This window comes from Streptomyces sp. SAS_281 (assembly GCF_052542855.1).
On sequence record NZ_JBMNDO010000045.1, the window covers coordinates 1 to 24,722 of the forward strand.

Here is a 24,722-nt window from a genome sequence, read left to right on the forward strand (position 1 = left end):
CCCCCCCCCCCCCCCCCCCCCCCCCCCCCCCCCCCCCCCCCCCCCCCCCCCCCCCCCCCCCCCCCCCCCCCCCCCCCCCCCCCCCCCCCCCCCCCCCGGGCCCGCCGGGAACCCTCAAGGGCCGCCCGCCGTTGAGCCTTCGAGGCGCGATTGCCGGACGTCCGAGGCGGACGCCGGTGACCATGCTGGGGTACCGTCCGAAGAACAGTCTTTACTCACAGCAGCATTTACCTACGGGCAGGAGGGACGGGGCGTCTTCGCCTCGTATGGATGGACGTGAAGCGATACTTCCGTGGGCCGGTCATGTGGATCGTGCTGGCCGTCCTCGCCGTGGTCGTGTTGATGAATGTCGTCGGCTCGGGCGGCGGCTACAAGACGGTGGACACCGGACAGGTGATCCAGGCGATCAGCAAGAACCAGGTGGACCAGGCCAAGCTCACCACCGGTGACGATCACATCATCAAGATCGAACTGAAGGACGGCCAGAAGCTGGCCGACGAGTCCGGCAGCAAGTTCCAGGCGAGCTACATCGGCAACCAGGGCGTACAGCTCGCCGACATGCTCCAGAAGAAGTACGAGAGCGGCGACATCAAGGACGGGTACACCGTCTCGCCCTCGAAGCAGTCCCCGTTCGTCTCGATCCTCTTCTCGCTGCTGCCGTTCGTCCTCATCGTGGTCGTCTTCCTGTTCCTGATGAATCAGATGCAGGGCGGCGGCTCCAAGGTCATGCAGTTCGGCAAGTCCAAGGCCAAGCTGATCACCAAGGACACCCCGAAGACGACGTTCGCCGACGTGGCGGGCTCGGACGAGGCGGTCGAGGAGCTCCACGAGATCAAGGAGTTCCTCCAGGAGCCGGCCAAGTTCCAGGCCGTCGGCGCCAAGATTCCCAAGGGCGTCCTGCTCTACGGGCCTCCCGGTACGGGCAAGACCCTGCTCGCGCGCGCCGTCGCGGGCGAGGCGGGCGTCCCGTTCTACTCGATCTCCGGCTCCGACTTCGTGGAGATGTTCGTCGGTGTCGGCGCCTCCCGGGTCCGCGACCTGTTCGAGCAGGCCAAGGCGAACGCCCCGGCGATCGTCTTCGTCGACGAGATCGACGCCGTCGGCCGCCACCGCGGCGCCGGCATGGGTGGCGGTCACGACGAGCGCGAGCAGACGCTCAACCAGCTGCTCGTGGAGATGGACGGCTTCGACGTGAAGGGCGGCGTCATCCTGATCGCCGCCACGAACCGCCCGGACATCCTCGACCCGGCGCTGCTGCGCCCGGGCCGCTTCGACCGGCAGATCGCGGTCGACCGGCCGGACATGCAGGGCCGTCTGGAGATCCTGAAGGTCCACCAGAAGGGCAAGCCGGTCGCCCCGGACGTCGATCTCGGCGCCGTCGCCCGCCGTACGCCCGGCTTCACCGGTGCCGACCTGTCGAACGTGCTGAACGAGGCCGCGCTCCTGACGGCGCGCAGCAACCAGAAGCTCATCGACAACGCCATGCTGGACGAGGCCATCGACCGTGTCGTGGCGGGCCCGCAGAAGCGGACCCGGATCATGTCCGAGAAGGAGAAGAAGATCACCGCGTACCACGAGGGCGGACACGCCCTGGTCGCGGCGGCTTCCCCCCAGTCGGACCCGGTCCACAAGATCACGATCCTCTCCCGCGGCCGCGCCCTCGGTTACACGATGGTGCTCCCGGAGGAGGACAAGTACTCCACGACGCGCAACGAGATGCTCGACCAGCTCGCGTACATGCTGGGCGGGCGGGCGGCCGAGGAGCTGGTCTTCCACGACCCGACCACCGGCGCGGCGAACGACATCGAGAAGGCCACGGCGACGGCCCGTGCGATGGTCACGCAGTACGGCATGACCGAGCGGCTCGGCGCGATCAAGTTCGGTGGCGACAACACCGAACCGTTCGTGGGCCGCGAGATGGGCCACCAGCGCGACTACTCGGAAGAGGTCGCCGCGCTGGTGGACGAAGAGGTCAAGAAGCTCATCGAGACCGCCCACAACGACGCGTGGGAGATCCTCGTCGAGAACCGTGACGTGCTGGACACCCTGGTCCTCCGCCTCCTGGAGAAGGAGACCCTGGGCAAGGAGGAGATCGCCGAGATCTTCGCCCCGATCGTCAAGCGCCCGGCCCGCCCCGCGTGGACCGGTTCCGCCCGGCGCACCCCGTCCACCCGTCCGCCGGTCCTCTCCCCGAAGGAGCTCGCCCTCACCAACGGCGCGAGCACGGCCGCCGGCTCGGTCACGGACACCGTCCCGAGCACGGAGGCCCTCCCCGAGGACCGTCCCGAGAGCTAGTCACCAACCCGGTGTGGCCCCCGTCACGGGGCTCCCGCCAGGCCCGGAATGGATGCCGCGTCCCCCAGGTTCTAGCCTGTTGGGGGCGCGGCTTTCTCCGTACACCTGCGCGGATGCCCCCCGCAGTGACAGCTCAAGGAACGAGGCACACATGACCGACCCGGTGACGCTGGACCCCCAGGGGCCGATCGGCGAGTTCGACGAGAAGCGTGCCGAGGCCGCCGTCCGGGAGCTGCTGCTGGCCGTGGGAGAGAACCCCGACCGTGAGGGCCTGAAGGAGACGCCGGGCCGGGTGGCGCGGGCGTACAAGGAGATATTCGCCGGCCTGTACCAGCAGCCCGAGGACGTCCTGACCACCACGTTCGACCTGGGCCACGACGAGATGGTGCTGGTCAAGGACATCGAGGTGTTCAGTACGTGTGAACACCACCTGGTCCCGTTCCGCGGGGTGGCGCACGTCGGATACATCCCGGCCACCAGCGGCAAGATCACCGGTCTCTCGAAGCTGGCCCGGCTGGTCGACGTCTACGCCCGCCGGCCGCAGGTGCAGGAGCGGCTGACCACGCAGGTCGCCGAGTCCCTGATGGAGATCCTGGAGCCGCGTGGCGTCATCGTCGTCATCGAGTGCGAGCACATGTGCATGTCGATGCGCGGCATCCGCAAGCCCGGGGCGAAGACGCTGACCTCCGCGGTGCGCGGGCAGCTGCGCGACCCCGCGACGCGCGCCGAGGCCATGAGCCTCATCATGGCGCGCTGACCCCGCCCCCCGGCCGGCCCACGAGCCGGACCCGGCGCCGGCCCTACGCCGCCGCCGCGTCCGGCTTGTTGTCGTCCTTGTCGTCCGGGAGCTTGCAGACGTGTTCCAGGAAGAGGGCGGCGGCGATGACCGCGAGGCCGGCCAGGACCGCGAAGCCGGCGTAGATGGCCTGGTCGCGGCGGGGCGGGTTGTCCAGGGAGCCGAGCAGGAAGACGGCCGTGCCGCCGTACATGCCGGAGACCAGGGCGACGACCAGGGCGCTCGCCTGGGCGAAGACCAGGGCGCGGGCGGCCATGAGGGGCTCGACGCCCTTGGCGCCGGGGCGGCGTTCGCGCTGGGCGCGCAGACGGGCGCGGATGGACAGCGCCGTGGCCAGCAGGACGACGGCGATCAGCGCGAGGACGATGGGCGCGAAGAGCGGGACGCTCGGCAGTGTGCCCAGGGAGTCCCAGAGGCGGGCGGCGCCCCAGGACAGGACTCCGGCGGCGGCGAAGAGGCCGGCCAGGACCCCGAGCCGTAGTTGCTTCACCGGGTGAACCGCCCTTCGCCGCCTGTGACCGTCGTGATCGTCGTGCTGTGTCCTGTGAGCCTAACGACTACTCGGGCAGCCGGAGTTCCAGGTCGGCCCGGGGAAGCACGCCGTCGCGCCCGACACCGGTCAGCAGCTCGGCGACCGGGCCCGCGCCGGGCAGCTGCGCCTCGGGGTCCACGTCGTGCCAGGGGGCGAGGACGAATGCGCGCTCGCGGGCCCGGGGGTGGGGGAGGGTGAGCACGGGGTCGTCGGAGACGACATCCGCGTACGAGACGATGTCGACGTCGATGGTGCGCGGACCCCAGCGCTCCTCGCGGACCCGTTCGAAGGCTTCCTCGATGGCCTGGCCGCGCTCCAGGAGCGAGGACGGGGGCAGCGTCGTCTTCACGACGATCACCGCGTTGAAGTACGAGGGCTGGGAGCCCGGGTCGACACCCCAGGGCTCCGTCTCGTACACCGGGGAGACCGCCTTGACCCGAAGGCCGGGAGTGTCCTCCAGGGCGTCGATGGCGCCCTGGAGCGTCTCCAGGCGGTTGCCCAGGTTGGCCCCGAGGGAGAGCACGGCGAGTTTGGGGTTGGAGAGGGTGATGTCCGCCGCGTCCACCTGCTCGACCACGGAGGCGGGCACCGGCTGTACGGTCGGGTCGCTCTGCCCTTCGGTGGAAAATGCAGTCATGCTCGGCTCCGGGTGATGGTGACGGTGACGTCGTCGAACGGGACGGTGATGGGCGCGTCCGGCTTGTGCACCACGACCTCCACCTCCTCGACGCCGTCGTGCTTGAGGCACTGCTGGGCGATGCGCTCGGCGAGCGTCTCGATCAGGTCGACCGGCTCGCCCTGGACCACCGCGACGACCTCCTCCGCGACCACGCCGTAGTGCACGGTCTTCGTGAGGTCGTCGGTGGCTGCCGCGGGGCGGGTGTCGAGACCGAGCACCAGGTCCACGATGAACGTCTGTCCCTCTTCCCGTTCCCGGGGGAAGACGCCGTGGTGCCCGCGGGCCTTGAGGCCGCGCAGCGCGACACGATCCACGCGAATCACTCCTGCTGTCGTTGGTCGTAGGGCCACGGGGCCGCGTGCGGGCGGCCGGGTGCCCGATTTCGAATCTACCCGCGAGCACCGACAGCCCTCCCCCGTGGGGGCCGGGCCTGTGGGCACGGAACAGATAGCCGCTGATACCCCGATGGGGCCGGGTCCAATCACCCCGGGCGGGCTTTCGTGCCCGGAAAGGGAGCGGGGTGGGTCAGGGCGAGGGGTCTTCGTCCTCTTCCTCACCGGTTTCGGCCAGTACGGGCGAACCGTGGTGCGACCAGAGCTTCCAGCCGTCCGGCGTGTGCCGGAACACATTCGTGGCGACGACGAGCTGCCCGACGAGGGGGCCGAGCGAGGCCCCCTCCTCGGCGGGGCCGCCGCTGAGGATGTTCTCGGTGCAGGTCACCAGCGCGGTGTCGCCGGTCATGGAGACGCCGACGTCGGTCAGGAAGAACTGGATGTACTCCGTGTGCGCCATGATCAGCGCGTAGCTGCGCAGCACCTCGCGCCGCCCGCTCAGCACCGGCCAGCCCGGGTGGACGCAGGAGACCGTCAGCTCCTCGTTCGGCAGCCAGGCCGCGGTCAGCGCGTCCAGGTCGCCGCGCTCCACGGCCTCGTAGTACGCGGTGTTGGCCTGCTCGACGGCCGCGATGTCGGCGGCGGCGTCCGCGTGCTCGCCGCCCGGCCCGGCCGTCTCGCCGCCCGGGGCCACCTCGTCGCCCGGCCCGGTCACGCGGCTCCCTCGATGGCGCGGGCGACCCGGACGGCGTCGGCGGTGGCCCGTACCTCGTGGACGCGGACCGCCCAGGCGCCGGCCCGGGCGGAGAGGGCGGAGACGGCGGCGGTGGCGGCGTCGCGCTCGCGGGCGGGCGGCGGGGCGGCACCCTCGCGGGCCAGCACGTGGCCCAGGAACCGCTTGCGGGACGCGGCGACCAGCAGGGGGCGGCCGAGGGCGTGCAGCGCGTCGAGGCCGGCCAGCAGCGCGAGGTCGTGCGGGGCGTCCTTGGCGAAGCCGAGCCCGGGGTCGATCACGAGGCGTTCCGGGGCGACGCCGCCGGCGACCACCGCGTCCATCCGGGCGCGCAGCTCGTCGGTGACCTCGCCGACCACGTCCCCGTACACCGCCCGGCTGTTCATCGACTCGCTGAAGCCGCGCCAGTGCATGACGACGAACGGCGCGCCGGCGGCGGCGACCACGGGGACCATGTCCGGGTCGGCCTGGCCTCCGCTGACGTCGTTGACGAGGACCGCGCCGGCGGCGATCGCCTGCTCGGCGACGCGGGCGCGCATGGTGTCGACGGAGACCGTGACGCCCTCCGACGCCAGACCCCGGACGACCGGGACCACCCGGCGCAGCTCCTCGGACTCGTCCACCCGGCTGGCGCCGGGGCGGGTGGACTCGCCGCCGACGTCCACCAGGTCGGCGCCCTGGGCGACCAGGTCGAGGCCGTGCTTGACGGCCGCCGTGGTGTCGAACCAGCGGCCCCCGTCGGAGAAGGAGTCGGGCGTCACGTTGACGACCCCCATGACCGCGCAGCGGTCCCACTCCGGCAGACCCTGGACCGTCCCGCGCAACGTACTCATACGACCAGCGTAGGCCCGTACGGGACGCCCTTACGCCGGACGGGCGTCCTGCCCGCCCGCCGGGGGCCGGGCGTGGGCGCAGGGGCGGCGGGGGGCGGACCGCAGGGGGCGGGGGAGCGCGAGGTGGACGAAGCCCTCGGCCTGCATCGCGGCGAACGAGATGCGCGGCAGGTCGCGGGCGGTGCGGTAGACCACGAAGCGGGGCTCCCAGCGCGGCCGGAACTTGGCGTTGAACTTGTACAGCGACTCGATCTGGAACCAGCGCGAGAGGAAGATCAGCAGCCCGCGCCAGACCCGCAGGACGGGCCCCGCGCCCAGCTTCTCGCCCCGGGCGAGCGCGGAGCGGAACATCGCGAAGTTCAGCGAGACCCGGCTGATGCCGAGCCGGGGCGCGGCCTGGAGCGATGCGACGATCAGGAGTTCGTTCATGCCGGGGTCGGCGGAGCGGTCGCGGCGCATGAGGTCGAGGGACATGCCGTCGCTGCCCCAGGGCACGAAGTGGAGCACGGCCTTCAGATCGCCGTACGGGGAGTCGGCGCTCTGTTCGTCCGCCTTGTGGGCGGTGGCGACGAAGCAGTCCCGGTCGGCGGTGTCGCCGATCCGGCCGAGCGCCATGGAGAATCCGCGTTCGGTGTCGGTGCCGCGCCAGTCGGCGGCGGCCCGGCGGATGCGGGCGAGTTCTGCCTCGCCGATGTCGGCCACGCGCCGGACGCGGGTCTCGTAGCCGTTGCGCTCAATGCGCTTCACCATCTGGCGTACGTTGCGCATCGCGCGCCCGGCGAGGGAGAAATCCGCGACGTCGACCACCGCCTCGTCGCCCAGCTCCAGGGCGGTGAGTCCGGTCTCGCGGGTCCAGACCTCGCCGCCGGTCTCGCCGCACCCCATGACGGCGGGGGCCCAGGAGTGCGCCCGCGCCTCGTCCATGAAGCGCTCGATCGCCCCGGGCCACGCCTCCACGTCGCCGATCGGGTCGCCGCTGGCGAGCATCACGCCGGAGACCACGCGGTAGCAGACGGCGGCCTTGCCGCTGGGCGAGAAGACGACGGCCTTGTCGCGGCGGAGCGCGAAGTGGCCGAGCGAGTCGCGTCCGCCGTGCCGTTCCAGCAGGGCGCGCAGCCGGGCCTCGTCGTCCTCGGTGAGCCGGGCGGCCGGGTGTTCGGGGCGGAAGGCCAGGTAGATGGTGGTGACGGCGGTCAGCAGGCCGAGGGCGCCGAGCGAGCAGCCGACGGTCCAGGAGGTGTCCCCGGAGTAGTCGACGGGCCCCTCGAAGCCGACCAGGCCGTACAGCACGTGCTGGAGCCGGTCGGCGATGCTGGGACTGCCGACCAGGCGGCGGGGGTGGGCGCTGACGATGACCAGACCGAGGCCGAGCGAACCGGCGCCGAGCAGGACGAAGTTGGCCAGGGCCCGCCACCGGCTGCGCGGGTCGGGCAGGGCGGCGAACTCGCGCCGGTGGCGTACGAGCAGGTAGCACAGCGCCAGCGAGACCAGGGTGCCGAGGATCGAGTGCCGGTAGCTGAACTGGGCCAGCGCGCCCGCCGGGAGCAGGACGACCGCGGCGCGCCAGGCCCGGCGCTTGTGCCGCTTGAGGCCGTGGGCCAGGAGGAGTAGCAGGACGCCGGCGCTGAGCGAGAGCGCGGCGGCGAACGGGCCGAGGGCCCCGGGGAGCACTTCGGCGAGGGTGTGCATGCGGCTGTGCCGGAAACGAGGGAAGACTCCGGCGGCGACGTCGATCAGTCCGACGGCGGTGCACGCGGTGCCGACGAGCGCGGGCACGGCCTCCGGCCGGGGCCCGCCCGCGAACGTGCGTGCGCGAACCGGAACCGATCCTGATTTATCCCCATCTAGCGTGACAGACATCGCTTCCCGTGGTTCCGCGAGAGATTTCCTGGAGTCCGGTGGCCGGAGCCCTGCGGACGATGTGCGACCTCTAGGACGATCCTTCCGGGCCGCGGGTTCACCCGCTGCCCGGAAATTTCCTGACAGAAAGTTCACCCGTCATGGGCCTTACGGGCAAACCGGTGCTGTTCCTCGCGATCGCGCTGGCCGTCGTGCTGTTCACCGTCACCGTCTGGTGCTGGCCGAGGCTCGCCCGGCGCAGCGCGCCCGCCGTGCTCGGCCGGGTGGGCATGCTGCTCGCGACCCAGGTGGCGGTGTTCGCCACGGTCGGCCTGCTGGCCAACAACAGCTTCCTCTTCTACGGCTCCTGGGCGGATCTGTTCGGCCGCAAGCAGGAGCTGGGCGTGATCACCGACCACGCGGCCGGGACGCTGGCGGCGAAGAACATCGTCCGGGTGGGCTCGCAGCGGCCGGACGTGCCGGGCGGGGCGCTGCCCAGGGTGGGCGGCCGGATCGACAAGGTCGTGATCGCGGGGAAGCACTCGGGCATCGAGAGTTCGGCGTACGTGTATCTGCCGCCGGAGTACTTCCAGCCGGCGTTTTCGCGGCGGAAGTTCCCGGCGGTGGTGGTGCTCACCGGTTACCCGGGCACCTCGGAGAACCTGATCAAGGGGCTGCGCTATCCGCGAACGGCACTCGAACGGGTGAAGGCCGGACGGGCGCAGCCGATGGTCCTGGTGATGCTGCGTCCGACGGTGGCGCCGCCCCGGGACACCGAGTGCGTGGACATAGAGGGCGGTCCGAAGACGGAGACGTTCTTCGCGGACGACGTGCCCCGGGCGGTCTCGGCCGGGTACCGGGTCGGCAAACGGGCCCGGAACTGGGGCATCATCGGCAACTCGACGGGCGGTTACTGCGCGTTGAAGATCGGGCTGCACCACCCGGGCCGGTACACCGCGAGCGCGGGGCTCTCCGCGTACTACAAGGCGGCCGAGGACCCGACGACGGGCGACCTCTTCCACGGCGACGAGGCGGCGCGGCGCCGCGCGGACCTGCTGTGGACGCTGGACAACAGGCCGCAGCCGGACTCCTCGTTCCTGGTGACGACCTCGCGCCAGGGCGAGGCGAACTACGCCGACACGCAGAAGTTCGTGGCCGAGGTGAAGCAGCCGGCGCAGGTCTCCTCGATCGTGCTGGACAGCGGCGGGCACAACTTCAACACGTGGCGCCGGGAGATCCCGGCCGCCCTGGAGTGGCTGAGCAGCCGGCTGAGCGAGAGCTGAGGGGCGGGCTCAGCCCTTCGCGGCCTCCGTGACACCGGTGACGCTCTCGACCTCCACCTCCGCGCGGGGGACCGCGCGGCCGTCCGCGCCGACCGAGCGGCGCAGCGCCTCGTGCAGGCGGGCCGGGGTGAGCACGCCAAGGAAGCGGCCCTCGCCCGCCTCGTCGATGACGGCGATCCAGCCGGCGTCGTGCTGGAGCATGGTGGCGAATGCCTGCTTGAGCGGGGCGCCGAGGGGGAGCCACGCCTCCATGCGGCGGGCGTGGTCGCGGACGGCGCCCTCGGAACCGGTACGCGTGTCACCGGCGGGGATCCAGCCGTGCAGGTGCTCGTCGCGGTCCAGGACGACGGCCCAGCGGGCGCCCTCCGCGCGGAGGCGGTCGGTCGCGGTGGACAGCGGGTCGTCCAGGTGGACGACGGGCGGGTGGTCGAGGTCGCTCTCCTCGACGGGGGTGACCGAGAGCCGCTTGAGGCCCCGGTCGGCGCCGACGAAGTCCGCGACATAGGCGTTGGCGGGGGCGCCGAGCACGGTGGCGGGGGTGTCGAACTGCTCGATCGAGCCCTGCCCGTAGACGGCGATGCGGTCGCCGAGACGGACCGCTTCCTCGATGTCGTGGGTGACGAACAGAACGGTTTTGCGGACCTGTTCCTGAAGTCTCAGGAATTCGTTCTGAAGGTGCTCGCGCACCACGGGGTCGACCGCGCCGAACGGCTCGTCCATCAGCAGGACGGGCGGGTCGGCGGCCAGCGCCCGTGCGACTCCCACGCGTTGGCGCTGTCCGCCGGAGAGCTGTTCGGGATAGCGGTCGCCATAAACGGAAGGATCGAGTCCGACAAGGTCGAGGAGTTCGGCGGCGCGGGCGCGCGCCTTTTGGCGTTTCCAGCCGAGCAGATGGGGAACGGTGGCGGTGTTCTCCAGGACTGTCCGGTGCGGGAAGAGGCCCACTTGCTGGATCACATAGCCGATGCGACGGCGCAGTTGGACGGGGTCGATGGCCGATATGTCGTCCCCGTCGAGGAATATCCGGCCGTCGGTCGGTTCGATCAGCCGGTTCACCATCTTCATGGTGGTCGTCTTGCCGCAGCCCGACGGTCCGACGAGCGTGACCAGTTCACCCTCGGCGACCTCGAAGGAAAGGCCGTCGACGGCGGTGGTGCCGTCCGCATACCGCTTGGTGACGTGCTCGAAACGGATCATGGTTCCCCATTGTCGCGGGTGTTCTGTGAAGGACATGTTGCTGGAACACAACGGCTCCGGCGATTGTCAGTGGTCGAGGATAGGCTCGCCGGACATCAGTACGAGAAGGCGAACGGGAGGTGGGGGGACGGATGGCCGGACAGAACTGCCTGGTGACGAACGACTGGATCTGCGGGGAGTATCTCCGTTCCCGCAGCCAGGAGTTGACGGACGCCACCGTCCAGCACATCTGGATCACCGCCGTCTCGGTCGCGATCGGTGTGGCCGTCGCCTTCCCGCTGGCGCTCCTCGCACGCAGGGGCCGCCGGTTCGCCGGACCGGTCCTCGGGCTGACGACGGTGCTCTACACCGTGCCGTCGCTCGCGATGTTCTCGCTCCTGCTGCCCCTGCTCGGGCTCTCCGCCGCCCTGGTGGTCACCGGGCTCGTGCTGTATTCGCTGACCATCCTCGTACGCAACATCCTGGCGGGCCTGGAAGCGGTGCCCGCGGAGGCGAAGGAGGCCGCGCACGGCATGGGGTACGGGCCGGTCCGCCTGCTGTGGGAGGTGGAGCTGCCGCTCGCGCTGCCCGCGCTGATGGCGGGGATACGGATCGCCACGGTGTCGACGATCGCGCTGACGACGGTCGGTTCGATCGTCGGCCGGGGCGGCCTGGGCAATCTCATCGAGGACGCGCTGCCGAGCTTCTTCAAGGCCCAGGTGCTGGCCGCCTCGGTGCTCTGCGTGCTGCTCGCGGTCGTCGCGGACCTCCTGCTGCTCGGTCTCCAGCGGCTGCTGACGCCCTGGACGCGCATACGTGCCGCCGCGACCGGCCCGGCGAAGGCGGAGGCGGTCTGACATGGGAGTTCTCGGGGACGCCTGGGCCTGGCTCACCACCGGTGCCAACTGGTCCGGGGAGAGCGGGGCCGCCCACCGGCTGGGCGAGCATCTGTACGTCAGCGGTGTGGCGCTCGCCCTGGCCTGCGCCGTCGCCCTGCCCCTCGCGCTGTACCTGGGCCACATCAGGAAGGGCGGCGCCCTCGCGGTCAACCTGGCCAACGTGGGGCGCGCGGTGCCCGTCTTCGCGGTGCTGGCCCTCTTCATGGTCTCGCCCCTGCGCAACGCGGGGTACATACCGACGATCACCGCCCTGGTGCTGTTCGCCGTGCCGCCGCTGCTCACCAACGCCTACGTGGGGATGACCGAGGTGGACCGCTCGGTGGCGGAGGCGGCGCGCGGGATGGGCATGTCGGGCGGCCAGCTCTTCCTGCGCGTCGAGCTCCCCCTCGCGTACCCGCTGATCATGACCGGGCTGCGATCGGCTGCCGTCCAGGTCGTGGCGACGGCGACCATCGCGGCCATGGTCGGGCAGGGCGGCCTCGGCCGCATCATCACCGCCGGGTTCAACACGTACGACACCGCGCAGGTGGTGGCGGGGGCCCTGCTGGTCGCCGTGCTCGCCCTGCTGGTGGAGGCCGTCCTGGTGGCCGTCGACCGCCTGCTGTCCCCGCTGCGCCGCCGCCGGCCGGCCTGAGCCCCGGCCCACCCGACTCGTCACACATGTCGTACATCCACCACTTGTCGCATACGGCGTCGCCGCCGTGGACGGAGAAGAACATGACCAGGACCTCACGCGTGGCCGGCGCCGTCATCGGCATCCTCGCGCTCGCGGGCTCGCTCGCCGCGTGCGGCGGGGACAGCCTGGAGGAGGACAAGGGCGCCCCGGCCGGGGGCCAGGACTCCGGCAAGAAGGGCTCGCTCGTCGTCGGCGCCGCCGCCTTCACCGAATCCAAGGTGCTCGCCGAGCTGTACGCGCAGATCCTCGAGGACGCCGGCTACAGCACCTCGGTCACCACCGTGAAGAACCGCGAACTGTACGAACCCTCCCTGGAGAAGGGCGAGATCGACGTCGTACCGGAATACGCGGCGACGATCGCCGAATTCCTCAACGCGAAGGCGAACGGGGCGAAGAAGGCCGAGGCCGATCCGGTCGCGTCGGGCGACACCGCCGCCACCGTCGCCGCCCTGAAGAAGCTCGCCGAGCCGCGCGGACTGAAGGTCCTTCCGGCGGGGAAGGCCGTCGACCAGAACGCGTTCGCGGTGACCAGGGAATTCGCCGACAAGCACAAGCTGAAGACGCTTTCCGATCTCGGCGCCGCGAAGATCGGCGTCAAGGTCGCGGCGGGCGACGAGTGCGAGGTGCGGCCCTTCTGCGCACCCGGGCTCAAGAAGACGTACGGCATCGACGTCACCGGAATCGACCCCAAGGGCGTCGGCACCCCGCAGTCCAAGCAGGCGGTGAAGGACGGCAAGGACCAACTCGTCCTGACCACCACCACCGACGCCGTGCTCGACACGTACGACCTGGTGTTCCTGGACGACGACAAGAAGCTCCAGAACGCGGACAACGTCCTGCCGGTCCTGAACGCGAAGGACGCCGGGGACCAGGAGATAGCCGACGCGCTCGGCAAGCTCACCGGCGCACTCACGACCGAGGACCTCGCACAACTGAACCGCAAGGTCGACGCGGAGCGCGCCAAGCCGGCCGATGTGGCCCGCGAATATCTCCAGTCGAAGGGACTGATCAAGAAGTAGCGAAGGCGCCCGGAGAACGGGCAGCGGGAGCCGCCGGGTAACTTGCCGGGCACAGATTGCCGGGCGGCTCCCCAAGTGCGCCGCGCACACGGTAAATTTCGGGCCATGCCACGTGGACGCCATCGCCATTCGCCACCACTGCACAGAATCCTTCCGCCTTCGGCAGTCGCCGGAGCGTCGGTCGCCTGTGCCGCGGGAGCCTGGCTGCTGACCGAACCCATGGTCCTGCGCGCGCTGGTCGCGGCCGCGGCGGCGGCCGCCGTCACCGGCGCGGTCCTCATGCGCGGCTGGGACCGCGAGGCGGGCCGTCGTGTCGCCGAGCTGACGCGCGCCCGCGCCAGTGACGAGTGGCGCGCCGAGGAGCGCGCGGCGGAGCTCGAAGCGGATCTGGAGGAGGCGCGGGAGATCCGCGCCCGCCTGGAGACGAAGCTGCGCCGCAAGCGCGTCGAGCTGGCCGGTCTGCGGGGCGAACACGCCGCGCTGCTGCGGCGGTACGCCAACGCGGAGACCGAGCGCGCCAGCGTCCTGGAGAGCCGGCGGAAGCTCGCGATCGAGGCGTCCGCGCCCGCCCGCGCCCTGCCCCCCGCCCGCTCCACCCCCACCCCGGACGCCTACGCCCGCGCCGCCCGCGCGCTGGCCGACCTCCCGCGCAACGCGGCGCTCCAGAAGGGCCGCCGGATCGCCGAGGACGCGGCCCGGCACCGGGAGACCGCGGAGCGCGCCCGGGAGGCTGAGGAGCCGCGGGCCGCCCTGCCCGCCACCCGGCCCGCCGTGCAGCCGCCCGCCCCGCGCCCGGTTCCGGCCGCCAGCGCGGTCGTCCCGTACGCCGCGTCCCGCCGCCACCTGGTGCCGCAGGGCGGCTTCGACTTCTTCGGTACGCAGAAGGCCGTGCCCGCCGCGGCCGAGCGCGCCGCCATCGAGGCCGTGCAGAACGAGGACCTGGCCGACGTGGTGGGCGAGGAGGTCCTGGCCGCGCAGCGCCCGGACGCGCCGGAGGACCGCGCCGTCGGCAAGGTCATCGACCTCACCGCGCACGACGAGACGGAGCAGCTGGACGTGGCGGTGCTGCGCAGCGCGATCTCGTAACGCGGTGGCGGGCGTCGGCGCCCGCCGGGTGGCGATGGCGCGTTACTTGTCGATGTCGCCGACGACGAAGAACAGCGAGCCCAGGATCGCCACCATGTCGGCGACCAGCGTGCCCGGCAGCAGTTCGGTGAGCGCCTGGATGTTGTTGAACGACGCCGAGCGCAGCTTCAGCCGGTACGGGGTCTTCTCGCCCTTGGACACCAGGTAGTAGCCGTTGACGCCGAGCGGGTTCTCGGTCCAGGCGTACGTGTGGCCCTCGGGGGCCTTGAGGACCTTCGGCAGCCGCTGGTTGACCGGCCCCGGCGCCAGGTCCGCCATCCGGTCCAGGCAGGCGTCGGCGAGGTCCAGGGCGTTGTGCGTCTGCTCCAGCAGGCACTCGAACCGGGCCAGGCAGTCGCCCTCGGTCCGGGTGACGACCTTCAGCGTCTCCGACAGCTCTCCGTACGCGAGATACGGCTCGTCGCGCCGCAGGTCGAAGTCCACGCCCGAGGCGCGGGCGATCGGCCCGGACACCCCGTACGCGTGCACCGCCCCGGCCGACAGCACGCCGACGCCCCGGGTGCGGCCCCGGAAGATCTCGTTGCCGAGGACCAGTCCGTCGTACACGTCCATCCGGGAGCGGACCGAGGCGACGGCGTCCCGGACCCGGCCGAGCCAGCCCGCCGGCAGGTCCTCCTTGAGGCCGCCGACCCGGTTGAACATGTAGTGCATACGGCCGCCGGAGACCTCCTCCATCACCGCTTGCAGCTCCTCGCGCTCCCGGAACGCGTGGAACACCGGGGTGATCCCGCCGAGTTCCAGCGGGTACGAGCCGAGGAACATCAGGTGGTTGAGGACCCGGTTCAGCTCGGCGAGCAGGGTGCGGGTCCAGACCGCGCGCTCCGGGACCTCCATGCCGAGCATCCGCTCGACGGCCATCACGACGCCCAGCTCGTTGGAGAACGCGGAGAGCCAGTCGTGGCGGTTGGCGAGCATGATGATCTGGCGGTAGTCGCGGGCCTCGAACAGCTTCTCCGCGCCGCGGTGCATGTAGCCGACGACCGGTTCGGCGTGCTGGACGCGCTCGCCGTCCAGGACGATGCGGAGGCGGAGCACGCCGTGGGTGGAGGGGTGCTGGGGGCCGATGTTGAGCACCATGTCGGTGCTTTCGGCTGCGCCGCCGATGCCGATGGTCGTCTCCGTCATGGGGTCAGTATTCCTTGCGCGCCGTTGGTGAGGGGCTCTGCCCCGGGCCCCGCACCCTCAATCGCCGGAGGGGCTTGAGGGTGCGGCGGGGCTGAGCACGTGTTCCAGCCACCCGAAGTCGCCCAGGCCGCCCTTCGCCGTCAGTTCCGCCGCCTCGCCCGCCGTGGACAGGGCGCGGAGGTACGCGGGCGGGTCCGCCGACGCCAGGGTCAGGGGCGGGCGTTCGCCCGTGATGCCCAGGGCCGCCAGGGCCTCGCGCTGGGTCCGCAGGTGCGCGGGCGGGCCGGCCGCCGCCGCGCACGCGTCCAGGGCCACGTGCGCCGTCAGGTCGCAGCTCCCGTCCGGCACCGGCCGGACCTCGCGGCCCGCGCGGAAACCGGTGAGCGTGCCGAAGGGCGGGCGCTCCCCGCGTACGTGCGCGTAATCCACCGCCACCGCGAGCCCGGCGGACAGGGACGACACCGCCGCCGCCCACGCCTCGTCGCGCGGGCGGCCGATCTCCGCCCGGCTGCCCGGTCCGGCCGACGGCCACCAGCGGCGCAGCCACTCCGCGTCCGCGCCGGTCACCGGAGCGCCCAGCCGCTCCGCGCCGTCGGAGGCGCGGACCTCGACGTACCGTTCGACGCCCCCGGCGTCCGTCTCCGCGACGGGGAGCGGCACGTTGTCCAGCCACTCGTTGGCGAAGAGCAGCCCGCGCGCCCCGTGCGGCGGCTCGGCGCACCACTCCACCCGGGGGTCCAGGCCCTCGGGGCGGGCGGCGAGCTCCACGGCGTACGCGCGCACCGCGAGGTCCGCCCCTCCCTCGGCCGGGAGCGCGGCGAGGACGCCGGTGACGAGTTCCCCGCGCCCGGCGCCCATGTCGACCAGATCCACGTGCACGGTGCCGAGGTCCGCCGCCGTGCGCACCAGGAGCCGGGCGACGGCGGTGGCGAACAGCGGTGACGCGTGCACAGAGGTACGGAAGTGACCCGCGGGGCCCTCGGGGCGCCGGTAGAAACCCTCGTCGCCGTAGAGAGCGGTCTCCGCCGCGTCCTGCCACCCGCGCCACTCATCCGTCACGGGCCCAGTCTCCACCTTGGGGAGTACGGTCCAGGGACGCGGATCGGCCCTTCGGTTGACCCGGCGGCCCCCGGCCTTCTTTACGCTGGGTCACGTGCAGCGCCTCTACGATTTCATCCGCAGACACCCGACGGGCGTCGACAGCTTCTGGGCTGTCTTCCTCCTCGGGCTCTCCGGCATGACCATCGTGGTGGGCGACGTCGGGCACGGCGGGCGTCTCGAACGGATCGCGGTCGTGCCGGTCGTCCTCGGCCTCTGCCTCGTCGTCGCGCTGCGCCGCCGCGCGCCGGAGAAGATGCTGCTGCTCGCCATCGCGATGGGCGTCGTCCAGCTGATCTGCGGTGTCCGGCCGACCGTCGCGAACTTCGCGATGCTCGTCATCACCTTCACGGTGGCCACCGTCGGTGAGCGCTGGGCCTCCCGGCTCGCCCTGGCGTGCAGCCTGACCGCCGCCACGCTGTCCCAGCTCCGCTGGCCGGACGAGGAGGGCGTGCCGCGCAACTGGGCGCAGACGCTGTTCGTCGTCGTCGTGCTGACGGTGCCGTTCGTGCTGGCCTGGGTGCTCGGCGACTCGATGCGGACCCGGCGGGCCTACTTCGACCAGCTGGAGGAACGGGCGGCCCGTCTGGAGCGGGAGCGCGAGGCCCAGTCGAAGGTCGCGGTGGCCGCCGAACGGGCCCGTATCGCCCGCGAACTGCACGACGTCGTCGCGCACAACGTCTCCGTGATGGTGGTGCAGGCCGACGGAGCCGCCTACGTCATGGACGCGGCGCCCGACCAGGCCCGGCAGGCGCTGGAGACCATCTCCAGCACCGGCCGCCAGGCGCTCGCGGAGATGCGGCGGCTGCTCGGGGTGCTGCGGACGGGCGACGCGCAGGAGAGCGGGGAGTACGTCCCGCAGCCGGACGTCGAGCAGATCGAGGACCTGATCGAGCAGGTCCGCAAGGCCGGCCTTGCGGTGGACTTCAAGGTCGAGGGGACCGCCCGCCCGCTGCCGAGCGGCGTCGAGCTGACCGCGTACCGCATCGTGCAGGAGGCCCTGACCAACACCCGCAAGCACGGCGGCCCGCACGCCGGGGCCAGCGTGCGGCTGGTCTACTTCGACGACGGGCTCGGCCTGCTGGTCGAGGACGACGGGCGGGGCGCCGCGCACGAGCTGTACGAGGACGGGGGCGCCGACGGCGCCGGCCACGGCATGATCGGCATGCGGGAACGGGTCGGCATGGTCGGCGGCACACTGGACGCCGGGCCGCGCCCCGGCGGAGGATTCCGGATCAGCGCGCTGCTGCCGCTCAAGGCCGCCGACCGCTGAACGAACGAGGAGAGAACAGGCCCCCATGGCGATCCGCGTGATGCTCGTCGACGACCAGGTGCTGCTGCGCACCGGATTCCGGATGGTGCTCGCCGCCCAGCCCGACATGGAGGTGGTCGCCGAGGCCGGCGACGGCGCGGAGGCGATCGACATCCTGCGCGCCACCGCCGTGGACGTGGTGCTGATGGACGTCCGCATGCCGAAGCTGGACGGCGTCGAGGCCACCCGCCGCATCTGCGCGGAGCCCGACCCGCCGAAGGTGCTGATCCTGACCACGTTCGACCTGGACGAGTACGCGTTCTCCGGGCTGAAGGCAGGGGCCAGCGGCTTCATGCTGAAGGACGTGCCGCCGGGCGAACTGCTCGCCGCGATCCGCTCCGTGCACAGCGGGGACGCCGTCGTCGCCCCGTCCACCACCCGCCGGCTGCTCGACCGCTTCTCGCCGATGCTGCCCAGCGGCACCCAGGAACCGCAGCACAAGGACATCGCCAGGCTCACCGAACGCGAGCGCGAGGTGATGCTGCTCGTCGCGCAGGGCCTGTCGAACGGCGAGATCGCGGGGCGCCTGGTGCTCTCCGAGGCGACCGTGAAGACCCATGTCGGCCGCATCCTGACCAAGCTGTCCCTGCGCGACCGGGTGCAGGTCGTCGTCCTCGCGTACGAGACGGGACTGGTCCGCGCCGGCGGCGGCGCGGGCTGAAACAGCTAGCGGAGGATCCCTTCCAGGAAGTCGCTGCCGAGCCGGGCCACCACGGTCAGGTCCAGCTGGTGCAGCACGTACCGGCCCCGGCGCCGGGTCGTGACCAGACCGGCCTTCTTGAGCACCGAGAGATGGCGGGAGACCTCGGGCGCGGTGATCCCGTTCGTGTCGGCGAGTTCACCGGTGGTGTACGGGGAACGCGCGATGTTCCGGCACAGCCGCATCCGCATCGGGTGCGCCAGCGCCTCCAGCCGCAGCTGGAGCAGCTCCACCGAGGCGGGCGCGGGCAGCTCCGGCCGGTGCACCGGGTAGTGGATCACCGGGCGCCAGCCCGGGGCGTGCAGCACCATCAGATGCGGCCAGCCGAAGCTGGTCGGGATGAGCGTGAGTCCGGGGCCGACGGCGGGGTCCGTCGCGGTGGTCGCCCCCTCCGCCAGCTTGTCGACGCTGATCCGGCCGCCGTCCGCGTCGAGCGAGAGCGCGGGCGAGACCGCCCGGATCGCCTCGGCGAGCCCCTTGCGCCGCAGCAGGTCCGTCTTGTGCCGCGCGTCCGCCACCAGCTGGATGCGCGTCCGCTCCCAGGTGTCCGCGAAGAACGCCTGGTCGCAGTCCTCGAACAGGCGGCGCAGCCAGCGGCGTACCGGAGCCGGGTCGGCCAGCAGCCGCTCGGTGAAGTCCACCTGGCGCGGACCGCGTGCCGCCGCCATGTCCAGCGCCCGGGCGCGCGCCTCCGCGTTGCGCAGCGGGGAGGCCGCGCCGGTCCCGTAGAACGCGGCGCAGGTGAACTCCAGGGCGGCGGAGACGAACCGGTCGTCGTCCAGCCGGTCCAGGATGTCCAGCTCGGCGGCGAGGGTGTCGCCCGGCATGCCGTCGCCCCCGACCCCGGCGGACGGCATGAAGATGTCCGAGAAGGTGTTCCGCCACAGGAACTCCGCCTCGTGCAGCCGGTCGGCGAGATCGGGCTCCAGGGCCGTGGCGGTGGCCGTCGCCCAGCCGTGCAGGCCCGGGTGGTGCCCCGGCTCGGAGAGGGCGTGCAGGGCGACGCCCAGCTCCACGAGCGGGGAGGTCCGGAAGACGATGCGGGCGGGGTCGAGGCCCGCGATGCCGATGGTGACGCTCACCGGTCCATGGTGCCGGGTGGGTGTGACAGCCGGGCCCGGGGCCCCGCCGCCTCAGCCCTCCCGCCGGCTCAGCTCTTCCCTTCCACCCGCTCCAGGAACGCCGCCACCGCGTCCCGGACGTCCTCGGCGCTCCACTCCAGCCCCGCCTCCGTCACCGTCACCTCGGTGAACGCGACCCCCGGCGCCCCCGTGTCCGGCGTGAACCAGCGGCGGAAGAGCACCACGCCCGTCTCCTCCGCCTGCCGCACCGACGCCCGGCTCAGCGCCTCCGCGTCGTACGGCAGCCACACCTGGAACTGGTGCGTGTGCGGCACCTCGGGGTGCACCCGGGACCAGCCCGCGCCGGCCGCCTCGAACCCCTCGGCCAGCGCCCCGGCCACCACCTTCGCGTGCTCCACGTACGACGGCAGCCTCGGCAGCTCCCGGTCGAGCCCGGCCAGGGCCGCGACCGCCGCCGGGAACTGCTGGAAGAGCTGACCGCCGTACCGGTGCCGCCAGAGGCGGGCCTCCTCGACGAGCGAGGCGGAACCGGCGAGCACGGCCCCGGAGATCCCGCCCAGGGACTTGTAGAACGACACGTACACGCTGTCCGCGAGCGCGGCGATCTCCGGCAGCCCGCGCCCGAAGTGCGTGGCGCACTCCCACAGCCGGGCCCCGTCGAAGTGGACGACGGCGTCGCGGTCGCGCGCGGCGGCCACCACGGCCTCCAGCTCCTCCCAGGCGGGCAGCACGAAACCGGCGTCCCGCAGCGGCAGCTCCAGCATCAGCGTGCCGAACGGCTCCGGGAAGTCGCGGACCTCCTCGGCGGTCGGCAGCCTCGGAGCGGTCGTCGGGTGGACCGTGCGCAGCCCGCTCACCGCACCGAAGGCGCCGTTCTCGTGCACCTCCGGGTGGGCGAGCGGGTGCAGGGCGACCACGGGGTTGCCGGTGCGTGCGGCCCAGCAGCGCAGCGCGACCTGCTGCGCCATCGTCCCGGTCGGGAAGAACACGGCGGCCTCCGTGCCCAGCAGGGCGGCGACCCGCTGCTCCAGCTCGCCGATGACACCGTCCCCGTAGATGTCCGCCGGGAGTTCCGGGTCGGTGACCGTTCCGGCGTCCGCCGCCAGGGCGGCCAGCTGCTCACCGAGCGTGCGGTCCTGCGGATTGCGGGACAGCGCGCGCCCGGCCCGCCGCCACGCGGCGATCCGCCGCGACCGCCACGCCTCCTCGCTTTCCGGCTCCGCCGTCTCGTCCGCCACCTGCGTGTTCATGTCTGCCATGGGACGATCATCACGCAGAAGGCCGGGTCTGCCCACCGCGATTCCGGGGCCCGCCCGGAGCGGTATCCACAGCCTGTGGACAGACGGGAGGACGGGGCGGCCGCTGGCGTAGCATGCAAGGGAATCGTCCGGTACCCCCCGCGGACTGGAACGGAAGGCCCGCAGCGTGAACGCAACAGCTCCCAAGGACCCCCTCGACGCGAGGGACCGCCCCGCCCGGCTCACCGTCGGCGTGGTGGGGGCGGGCCGTGTCGGCCCCGCCCTGGCCGCCTCCCTCGCCCTCGCCGGACACCGCCCGGTCGCCGTCTCCGGGGTCTCCGACGCCTCGCGGGGGCGCGCCGCCGACCTCCTCCCCGACGTCCCCCTCGTGACGCCCGCCGACGTCCTCGCGCGCGCCGACCTCGTCCTGCTGACCGTCCCCGACGACGCCCTCCCGGGGCTGGTCGAGGGCCTGGCCGAGACCGGGGCGGTCCGCCCCGGACAGCTCCTCGTCCACACCTCCGGGCGGTACGGGACGAAGGTGCTGGACCCCGCGCGCCGCGCCGGCGCCCTGCCGCTCGCCCTGCACCCCGCGATGACGTTCACCGGCACCTCCGTGGACGTCCAGCGACTGGCCGGCTGCTCCTTCGGGGTCACCGCGCCGGACGAGCTGAGGCTCGCCGCGGAGGCGCTGGTCATCGAGATGGGCGGCGAGCCGGAATGGATCGCGGAGGAGTCCCGTCCGCTCTACCACGCGGCCCTCGCCCTCGGCGCGAACCACCTGGTGACCCTGGTCGCCCAGTCGATGGAGCTGCTGCGCACCGCCGGGGTCACCGCCCCCGACCGGATGCTCGGCCCCCTGCTCGGCGCCGCCCTGGACAACGCCCTGCGCTCCGGCGACGCGGCGCTCACCGGACCGGTCGCGCGCGGCGACGCCGGCACGGTCGCCGCGCACCTCGGGGAGCTGCGCGCCCACGCCCCGCAGACGGTCGCCGGTTACGTGGCGATGGCCCGCGCCACGGCGGACCGCGCCCTCGCCCACGGCCTGCTCAAGCCGGAGCTGGCCGAGGAGCTGCTGGACGCGCTGGCCGACGGCGGCGCGGGCACGCGGGGTCCCGCCCCGGACGGCGGCCCGGCCTCTTCCGGCGACACCGGCACCGGACCGGAGGAGTCCTGATGACCGCCACCACGTCCACCGCCCCGGTCCTGCTGAACACGGCCGCCGAGCTGCACGCGTACGCCCCCGAGGGGCGGCGGGCCGTCGTCATGACGATGGGCGCCCTGCACGAGGGCCACGCCTCGCTCATCCGTGCCGCCCGCGCCCACGCGGGCCCCGCCGGGCAGGTCGTCGTCACCGTCTTCGTCAACCCGCTCCAGTTCGGCGAGGCCGCCGACCTCGACCGCTACCCGCGCACGCTCGACGCCGACCTCGCGGTGGCCGGCGCGGCCGGCGCCGACGTGGTCTTCGCCCCCTCCGTGGACGAGGTCTACCCGGGCGGCGAGCCGCAGGTCCGGATCTCGGCGGGCCCGATGGGCGAGCGCCTGGAAGGGGCATCGCGCCCCGGGCACTTCGACGGCATGCTCACCGTCGTCGCCAAGCTGCTCCACCTCACCCGGCCGGACACCGCGTTCTTCGGGCAGAAGGACGCCCAGCAGCTGGCGCTGATCCGGCGCATGGCGCGCGATCTGAACTTCCCGGTGGAGATCACCGGTGTGGAGACGGTCCGGGAGCCGGACGGCCTCGCGCTGTCCAGCCGCAACCGCTTCCTCGACACGCACGAGCGCCGCACCGCGCTCGCCCTGTCCCGCGCCCTGTTCGCGGCCCGCGACCGCCTCGCCGCCCAGACCGCCCTGCACGCCCGCGCCCAGGCCACCGGCGCCACCGAGGACCGGGCCGCCGGACTCAACCGGCTCGGCGAGGCCCGGCTCGCGGCCGACGCCCAGACGGTCGCCCGGGCCCGGCCGGACGCCGGACCCGCCGCCGTGCGCGCCGCCGCCCGCACGGTCCTGGAGGAGGCGGAGGCCGCGAGCCCGCCGCTCGCCCTGGACTACGTGGCGCTCGTGGACCCGGCCGACTTCACCGAGATCCCCGACGACCGCGCGGCCGGTGAGGCGATCCTCGCCGTCGCCGCCCGGGTCGGCGCCACCCGCCTCATCGACAACATCCCCCTCACCTTCGGAGCGACCCCGTGACCGGAATACGGCTGACCGCCCCCGCACCCGGCTGGTCCATCGACGCCGACGTCGTGGTCGTCGGCTCCGGCGTCGCCGGGCTCACCACCGCCCTGCGCTGTGCCGCGGCGGGCCTCGCCACCGTCGTGGTGACCAAGGCCCGTCTCGACGCCGGCTCCACCCGCTGGGCCCAGGGCGGCATCGCCGCGGCCCTCGGCGAGGGCGACACCCCCGAACAGCACCTGGACGACACCCTGGTCGCCGGCGTCGGCCTCTGCGACGAGTCCGCGGTGCGGGCGCTGGTCACCGACGGCCCGGGCGCGGTGCGCCGGCTGATGGAGACCGGCGCCCGCTTCGACACCGCCGACGACGGCTCCGTGGCCCTCACCCGCGAGGGCGGCCACCACCGCCGCCGCATCGTCCACGCGGGCGGCGACGCGACCGGCGCCGAGGTCTCCCGCGCCCTGGTGGAGGCGGTCCGTGCCGCCGCCCTCCACACCATCGAGAACGCCCTCGTGCTCGACCTCCTCACCGACGCCGAAGGCCGTACCGCCGGTGTCACGCTGCACGTGATGGGCGAGGGCCAGCACGACGGCGTCGGCGCGGTCAACGCCCCGGCCGTGGTCCTGGCCACCGGCGGCATGGGCCAGGTCTTCTCCGCCACCACCAACCCCTCGGTCTCCACCGCCGACGGCGTGGCGCTCGCGCTGCGGGCCGGCGCCGAGGTCTCGGACCTGGAGTTCGTCCAGTTCCACCCCACGGTCCTCTTCCTCGGCGCCGGCTCCGAGGGCCAGCAGCCGCTGGTCTCCGAAGCGGTACGCGGCGAGGGCGCCCACCTGGTCGACGCCTCCGGCACGCGCTTCATGACCGGGCAGCACGAACTGGCGGAGCTGGCCCCGCGCGACATCGTCGCCAAGGGCATCACGCGCCAGATGCAGCTCAAGGGCACCGACCACATGTACCTCGACGGCCGCCACTTCGGCGCCGAGATGTGGGAGCAGCGCTTCCCGACCATCCTGGCCGCCTGCCGGTCCCACGGCATCGACCCGGTCACCGAGCCCATCCCCGTGGCCCCCGCCGCGCACTACGCGTCCGGCGGCGTCCGCACCGACCTGCGGGGCCGTACGACCGTCCCCGGCCTGTACGCCTGCGGCGAGGTCGCCTGCACCGGGGTGCACGGCGCGAACCGGCTGGCCTCCAACTCGCTGCTCGAAGGACTCGTCTTCGCCGAGCGCATCGCCGCCGGCATCGTCGCCGACCGCCCCCGCGCGGGCGAGGCCGTCGGGCCCGTCGGGGCCCCCGTCCCGCTCCAGGCCCCCGAGACCCGGCTCACGGTCCAGCGCGCCATGACCCGGGGTGCCGGGGTGCTGCGCTCCGCCGAGAGCCTGGCCGCCGCGGCGGACGAGCTGGAGGAGCTGGAGGAGCTGAGCCTCGCCGCCCGCGACGCGGGGGCGACGGAGACCAAGCCCGCGGTGCCCGGCGTCGAGGCGTGGGAGGCCACCAACCTGCTGCTCGTCGCCCGGGTCCTGGTCGCCGCCGCCCGCGCCCGCGAGGAGACCCGGGGCTGCCACTGGCGCGAGGACCGGCCCGAGCGCGACGACGCGGACTGGCGCCGCCACCTCGTCGTACGGCTCGACCCCGAGGACGGTCTCGTCCTCCGTCGGACGGATAGCGAGGCGTTCGGGCCCGTGGACGCGCCCGGGGCAGCAGACTGCGCAGCGACGAGCACCACCCACCCCACTCCCGAGGAGCCGTAA

General features: G+C 72.9%; 23 protein-coding genes. 12 read left to right on the plus strand and 11 right to left on the minus strand.

The window, feature by feature from the left end; genetic code table 11:
• Positions 1 to 270 precede the first annotated feature (270 nt).
• Positions 271 to 2,295, plus strand: coding sequence for an ATP-dependent zinc metalloprotease FtsH (ftsH, locus tag ACN6LM_RS18690; protein ID WP_164403118.1), 2,025 nt, complete (start codon positions 271 to 273; stop codon positions 2,293 to 2,295).
• A gap of 151 nt (positions 2,296 to 2,446) precedes the next feature.
• On the plus strand, positions 2,447 to 3,052 hold the full coding sequence (folE, locus tag ACN6LM_RS18695; RefSeq protein ID WP_445066525.1) for a GTP cyclohydrolase I FolE: 606 nt from the start codon (positions 2,447 to 2,449) through the stop codon (positions 3,050 to 3,052).
• 43 nt (positions 3,053 to 3,095) lie between these two features.
• Here folE and ACN6LM_RS18700 read toward each other — a convergent pair whose 3' ends face one another.
• From ACN6LM_RS18700 to ACN6LM_RS18725, 6 genes are all read right to left on the minus strand, one after another.
• The gene (locus ACN6LM_RS18700) at positions 3,096 to 3,581 is read right to left on the minus strand and encodes a DUF3180 domain-containing protein (RefSeq protein ID WP_445066526.1); all 486 of its coding nucleotides are present in this window, start codon (positions 3,579 to 3,581) and stop codon (positions 3,096 to 3,098) included.
• A gap of 67 nt (positions 3,582 to 3,648) precedes the next feature.
• Positions 3,649 to 4,260 (minus strand): 2-amino-4-hydroxy-6-hydroxymethyldihydropteridine diphosphokinase, encoded by a 612-nt coding sequence (gene folK, locus ACN6LM_RS18705; RefSeq protein ID WP_164403115.1) that lies wholly within the window; start codon positions 4,258 to 4,260, stop codon positions 3,649 to 3,651.
• Entirely contained in the window at positions 4,257 to 4,616 is a 360-nt protein-coding gene (gene folB / locus ACN6LM_RS18710) for a dihydroneopterin aldolase (RefSeq protein WP_445066527.1), read from the minus strand. The genes folK and folB overlap by 4 nt, the downstream gene beginning before the upstream one ends.
• Positions 4,617 to 4,827: 211 nt before the next feature.
• Entirely contained in the window at positions 4,828 to 5,349 is a 522-nt protein-coding gene (locus ACN6LM_RS18715) for a nuclear transport factor 2 family protein (protein WP_445066528.1), read from the minus strand.
• Complete coding sequence (gene folP / locus ACN6LM_RS18720; RefSeq protein ID WP_445066529.1) at positions 5,346 to 6,200, minus strand: dihydropteroate synthase; 855 nt, start codon at positions 6,198 to 6,200, stop codon at positions 5,346 to 5,348. Before folP ends, ACN6LM_RS18715 begins: the two co-directional genes overlap by 4 nt.
• Before the next feature lie 30 nt (positions 6,201 to 6,230).
• Positions 6,231 to 8,060, minus strand: coding sequence for a phosphatidylglycerol lysyltransferase domain-containing protein (locus ACN6LM_RS18725; RefSeq protein ID WP_445066530.1), 1,830 nt, complete (start codon positions 8,058 to 8,060; stop codon positions 6,231 to 6,233).
• Between the two features lie 140 nt (positions 8,061 to 8,200).
• Here ACN6LM_RS18725 and ACN6LM_RS18730 point away from each other — a divergent pair, with 140 nt between their 5' ends.
• Positions 8,201 to 9,322: an alpha/beta hydrolase gene (locus ACN6LM_RS18730; RefSeq protein ID WP_445066531.1), complete on the plus strand. Its 1,122-nt coding sequence runs from the start codon at positions 8,201 to 8,203 to the stop codon at positions 9,320 to 9,322.
• Positions 9,323 to 9,331: 9 nt separating this feature from the next.
• Here the strand turns inward: ACN6LM_RS18730 and ACN6LM_RS18735 are convergent, their stop codons facing one another.
• Positions 9,332 to 10,519, minus strand: a complete 1,188-nt coding sequence (locus tag ACN6LM_RS18735) for a betaine/proline/choline family ABC transporter ATP-binding protein (protein ID WP_445066532.1) — start codon at positions 10,517 to 10,519, stop codon at positions 9,332 to 9,334.
• A 131-nt stretch (positions 10,520 to 10,650) separates the two neighbouring features.
• Between ACN6LM_RS18735 and ACN6LM_RS18740 the strand changes: the two genes are divergently transcribed.
• From ACN6LM_RS18740 to ACN6LM_RS18755, 4 genes are all read left to right on the plus strand, one after another.
• Complete coding sequence (locus ACN6LM_RS18740; protein WP_445066533.1) at positions 10,651 to 11,355, plus strand: ABC transporter permease; 705 nt, start codon at positions 10,651 to 10,653, stop codon at positions 11,353 to 11,355.
• A 1-nt stretch (position 11,356) separates the two neighbouring features.
• Positions 11,357 to 12,031: an ABC transporter permease gene (locus ACN6LM_RS18745; RefSeq protein WP_445066534.1), complete on the plus strand. Its 675-nt coding sequence runs from the start codon at positions 11,357 to 11,359 to the stop codon at positions 12,029 to 12,031.
• Between the two features lie 83 nt (positions 12,032 to 12,114).
• The gene (locus tag ACN6LM_RS18750) at positions 12,115 to 13,092 is read left to right on the plus strand and encodes an ABC transporter substrate-binding protein (RefSeq protein WP_445066535.1); all 978 of its coding nucleotides are present in this window, start codon (positions 12,115 to 12,117) and stop codon (positions 13,090 to 13,092) included.
• Between the two features lie 105 nt (positions 13,093 to 13,197).
• On the plus strand, positions 13,198 to 14,178 hold the full coding sequence (locus ACN6LM_RS18755; protein WP_445066536.1) for a hypothetical protein: 981 nt from the start codon (positions 13,198 to 13,200) through the stop codon (positions 14,176 to 14,178).
• Positions 14,179 to 14,220: 42 nt separating this feature from the next.
• Here the strand turns inward: ACN6LM_RS18755 and ACN6LM_RS18760 are convergent, their stop codons facing one another.
• Together ACN6LM_RS18760 and ACN6LM_RS18765 are read right to left on the minus strand one after the other, a co-directional pair.
• On the minus strand, positions 14,221 to 15,363 hold the full coding sequence (locus ACN6LM_RS18760; protein WP_445066537.1) for an NADH-quinone oxidoreductase subunit D: 1,143 nt from the start codon (positions 15,361 to 15,363) through the stop codon (positions 14,221 to 14,223).
• A 57-nt stretch (positions 15,364 to 15,420) separates the two neighbouring features.
• Entirely contained in the window at positions 15,421 to 16,422 is a 1,002-nt protein-coding gene (locus ACN6LM_RS18765; RefSeq protein ID WP_445066538.1) for an SAM-dependent methyltransferase, read from the minus strand.
• Between the two features lie 94 nt (positions 16,423 to 16,516).
• Here ACN6LM_RS18765 and ACN6LM_RS18770 point away from each other — a divergent pair, with 94 nt between their 5' ends.
• Together ACN6LM_RS18770 and ACN6LM_RS18775 are read left to right on the plus strand one after the other, a co-directional pair.
• A complete protein-coding gene (locus ACN6LM_RS18770) occupies positions 16,517 to 17,734 on the plus strand; it encodes a sensor histidine kinase (RefSeq protein ID WP_445066539.1) in 1,218 nt (405 codons plus the stop codon).
• Between the two features lie 25 nt (positions 17,735 to 17,759).
• On the plus strand, positions 17,760 to 18,434 hold the full coding sequence (locus ACN6LM_RS18775; protein WP_445066540.1) for a response regulator: 675 nt from the start codon (positions 17,760 to 17,762) through the stop codon (positions 18,432 to 18,434).
• Positions 18,435 to 18,439: 5 nt separating this feature from the next.
• Here the strand turns inward: ACN6LM_RS18775 and ACN6LM_RS18780 are convergent, their stop codons facing one another.
• Both ACN6LM_RS18780 and ACN6LM_RS18785 read right to left on the minus strand, forming a co-directional pair.
• Complete coding sequence (locus ACN6LM_RS18780) at positions 18,440 to 19,555, minus strand: DUF5937 family protein (RefSeq protein WP_445066541.1); 1,116 nt, start codon at positions 19,553 to 19,555, stop codon at positions 18,440 to 18,442.
• A 68-nt stretch (positions 19,556 to 19,623) separates the two neighbouring features.
• Complete coding sequence (locus tag ACN6LM_RS18785) at positions 19,624 to 20,814, minus strand: threonine aldolase family protein (RefSeq protein WP_445066542.1); 1,191 nt, start codon at positions 20,812 to 20,814, stop codon at positions 19,624 to 19,626.
• A 166-nt stretch (positions 20,815 to 20,980) separates the two neighbouring features.
• On the opposite strand from ACN6LM_RS18785, the gene ACN6LM_RS18790 reads away from it, so the two are divergent.
• The 3 genes from ACN6LM_RS18790 to ACN6LM_RS18800 are packed head-to-tail and all read left to right on the plus strand — an operon-like array spanning position 20,981 to position 24,722.
• On the plus strand, positions 20,981 to 21,970 hold the full coding sequence (locus tag ACN6LM_RS18790) for a Rossmann-like and DUF2520 domain-containing protein (RefSeq protein ID WP_445066543.1): 990 nt from the start codon (positions 20,981 to 20,983) through the stop codon (positions 21,968 to 21,970).
• Positions 21,970 to 22,986 carry a pantoate--beta-alanine ligase gene (gene panC, locus ACN6LM_RS18795; RefSeq protein ID WP_445066544.1) on the plus strand — a complete coding sequence of 339 codons (1,017 nt, stop codon included), beginning with the start codon at positions 21,970 to 21,972 and terminating at the stop codon, positions 22,984 to 22,986. Before ACN6LM_RS18790 ends, panC begins: the two co-directional genes overlap by 1 nt.
• The gene (locus tag ACN6LM_RS18800; RefSeq protein WP_445066545.1) at positions 22,983 to 24,722 is read left to right on the plus strand and encodes an L-aspartate oxidase; all 1,740 of its coding nucleotides are present in this window, start codon (positions 22,983 to 22,985) and stop codon (positions 24,720 to 24,722) included. Before panC ends, ACN6LM_RS18800 begins: the two co-directional genes overlap by 4 nt.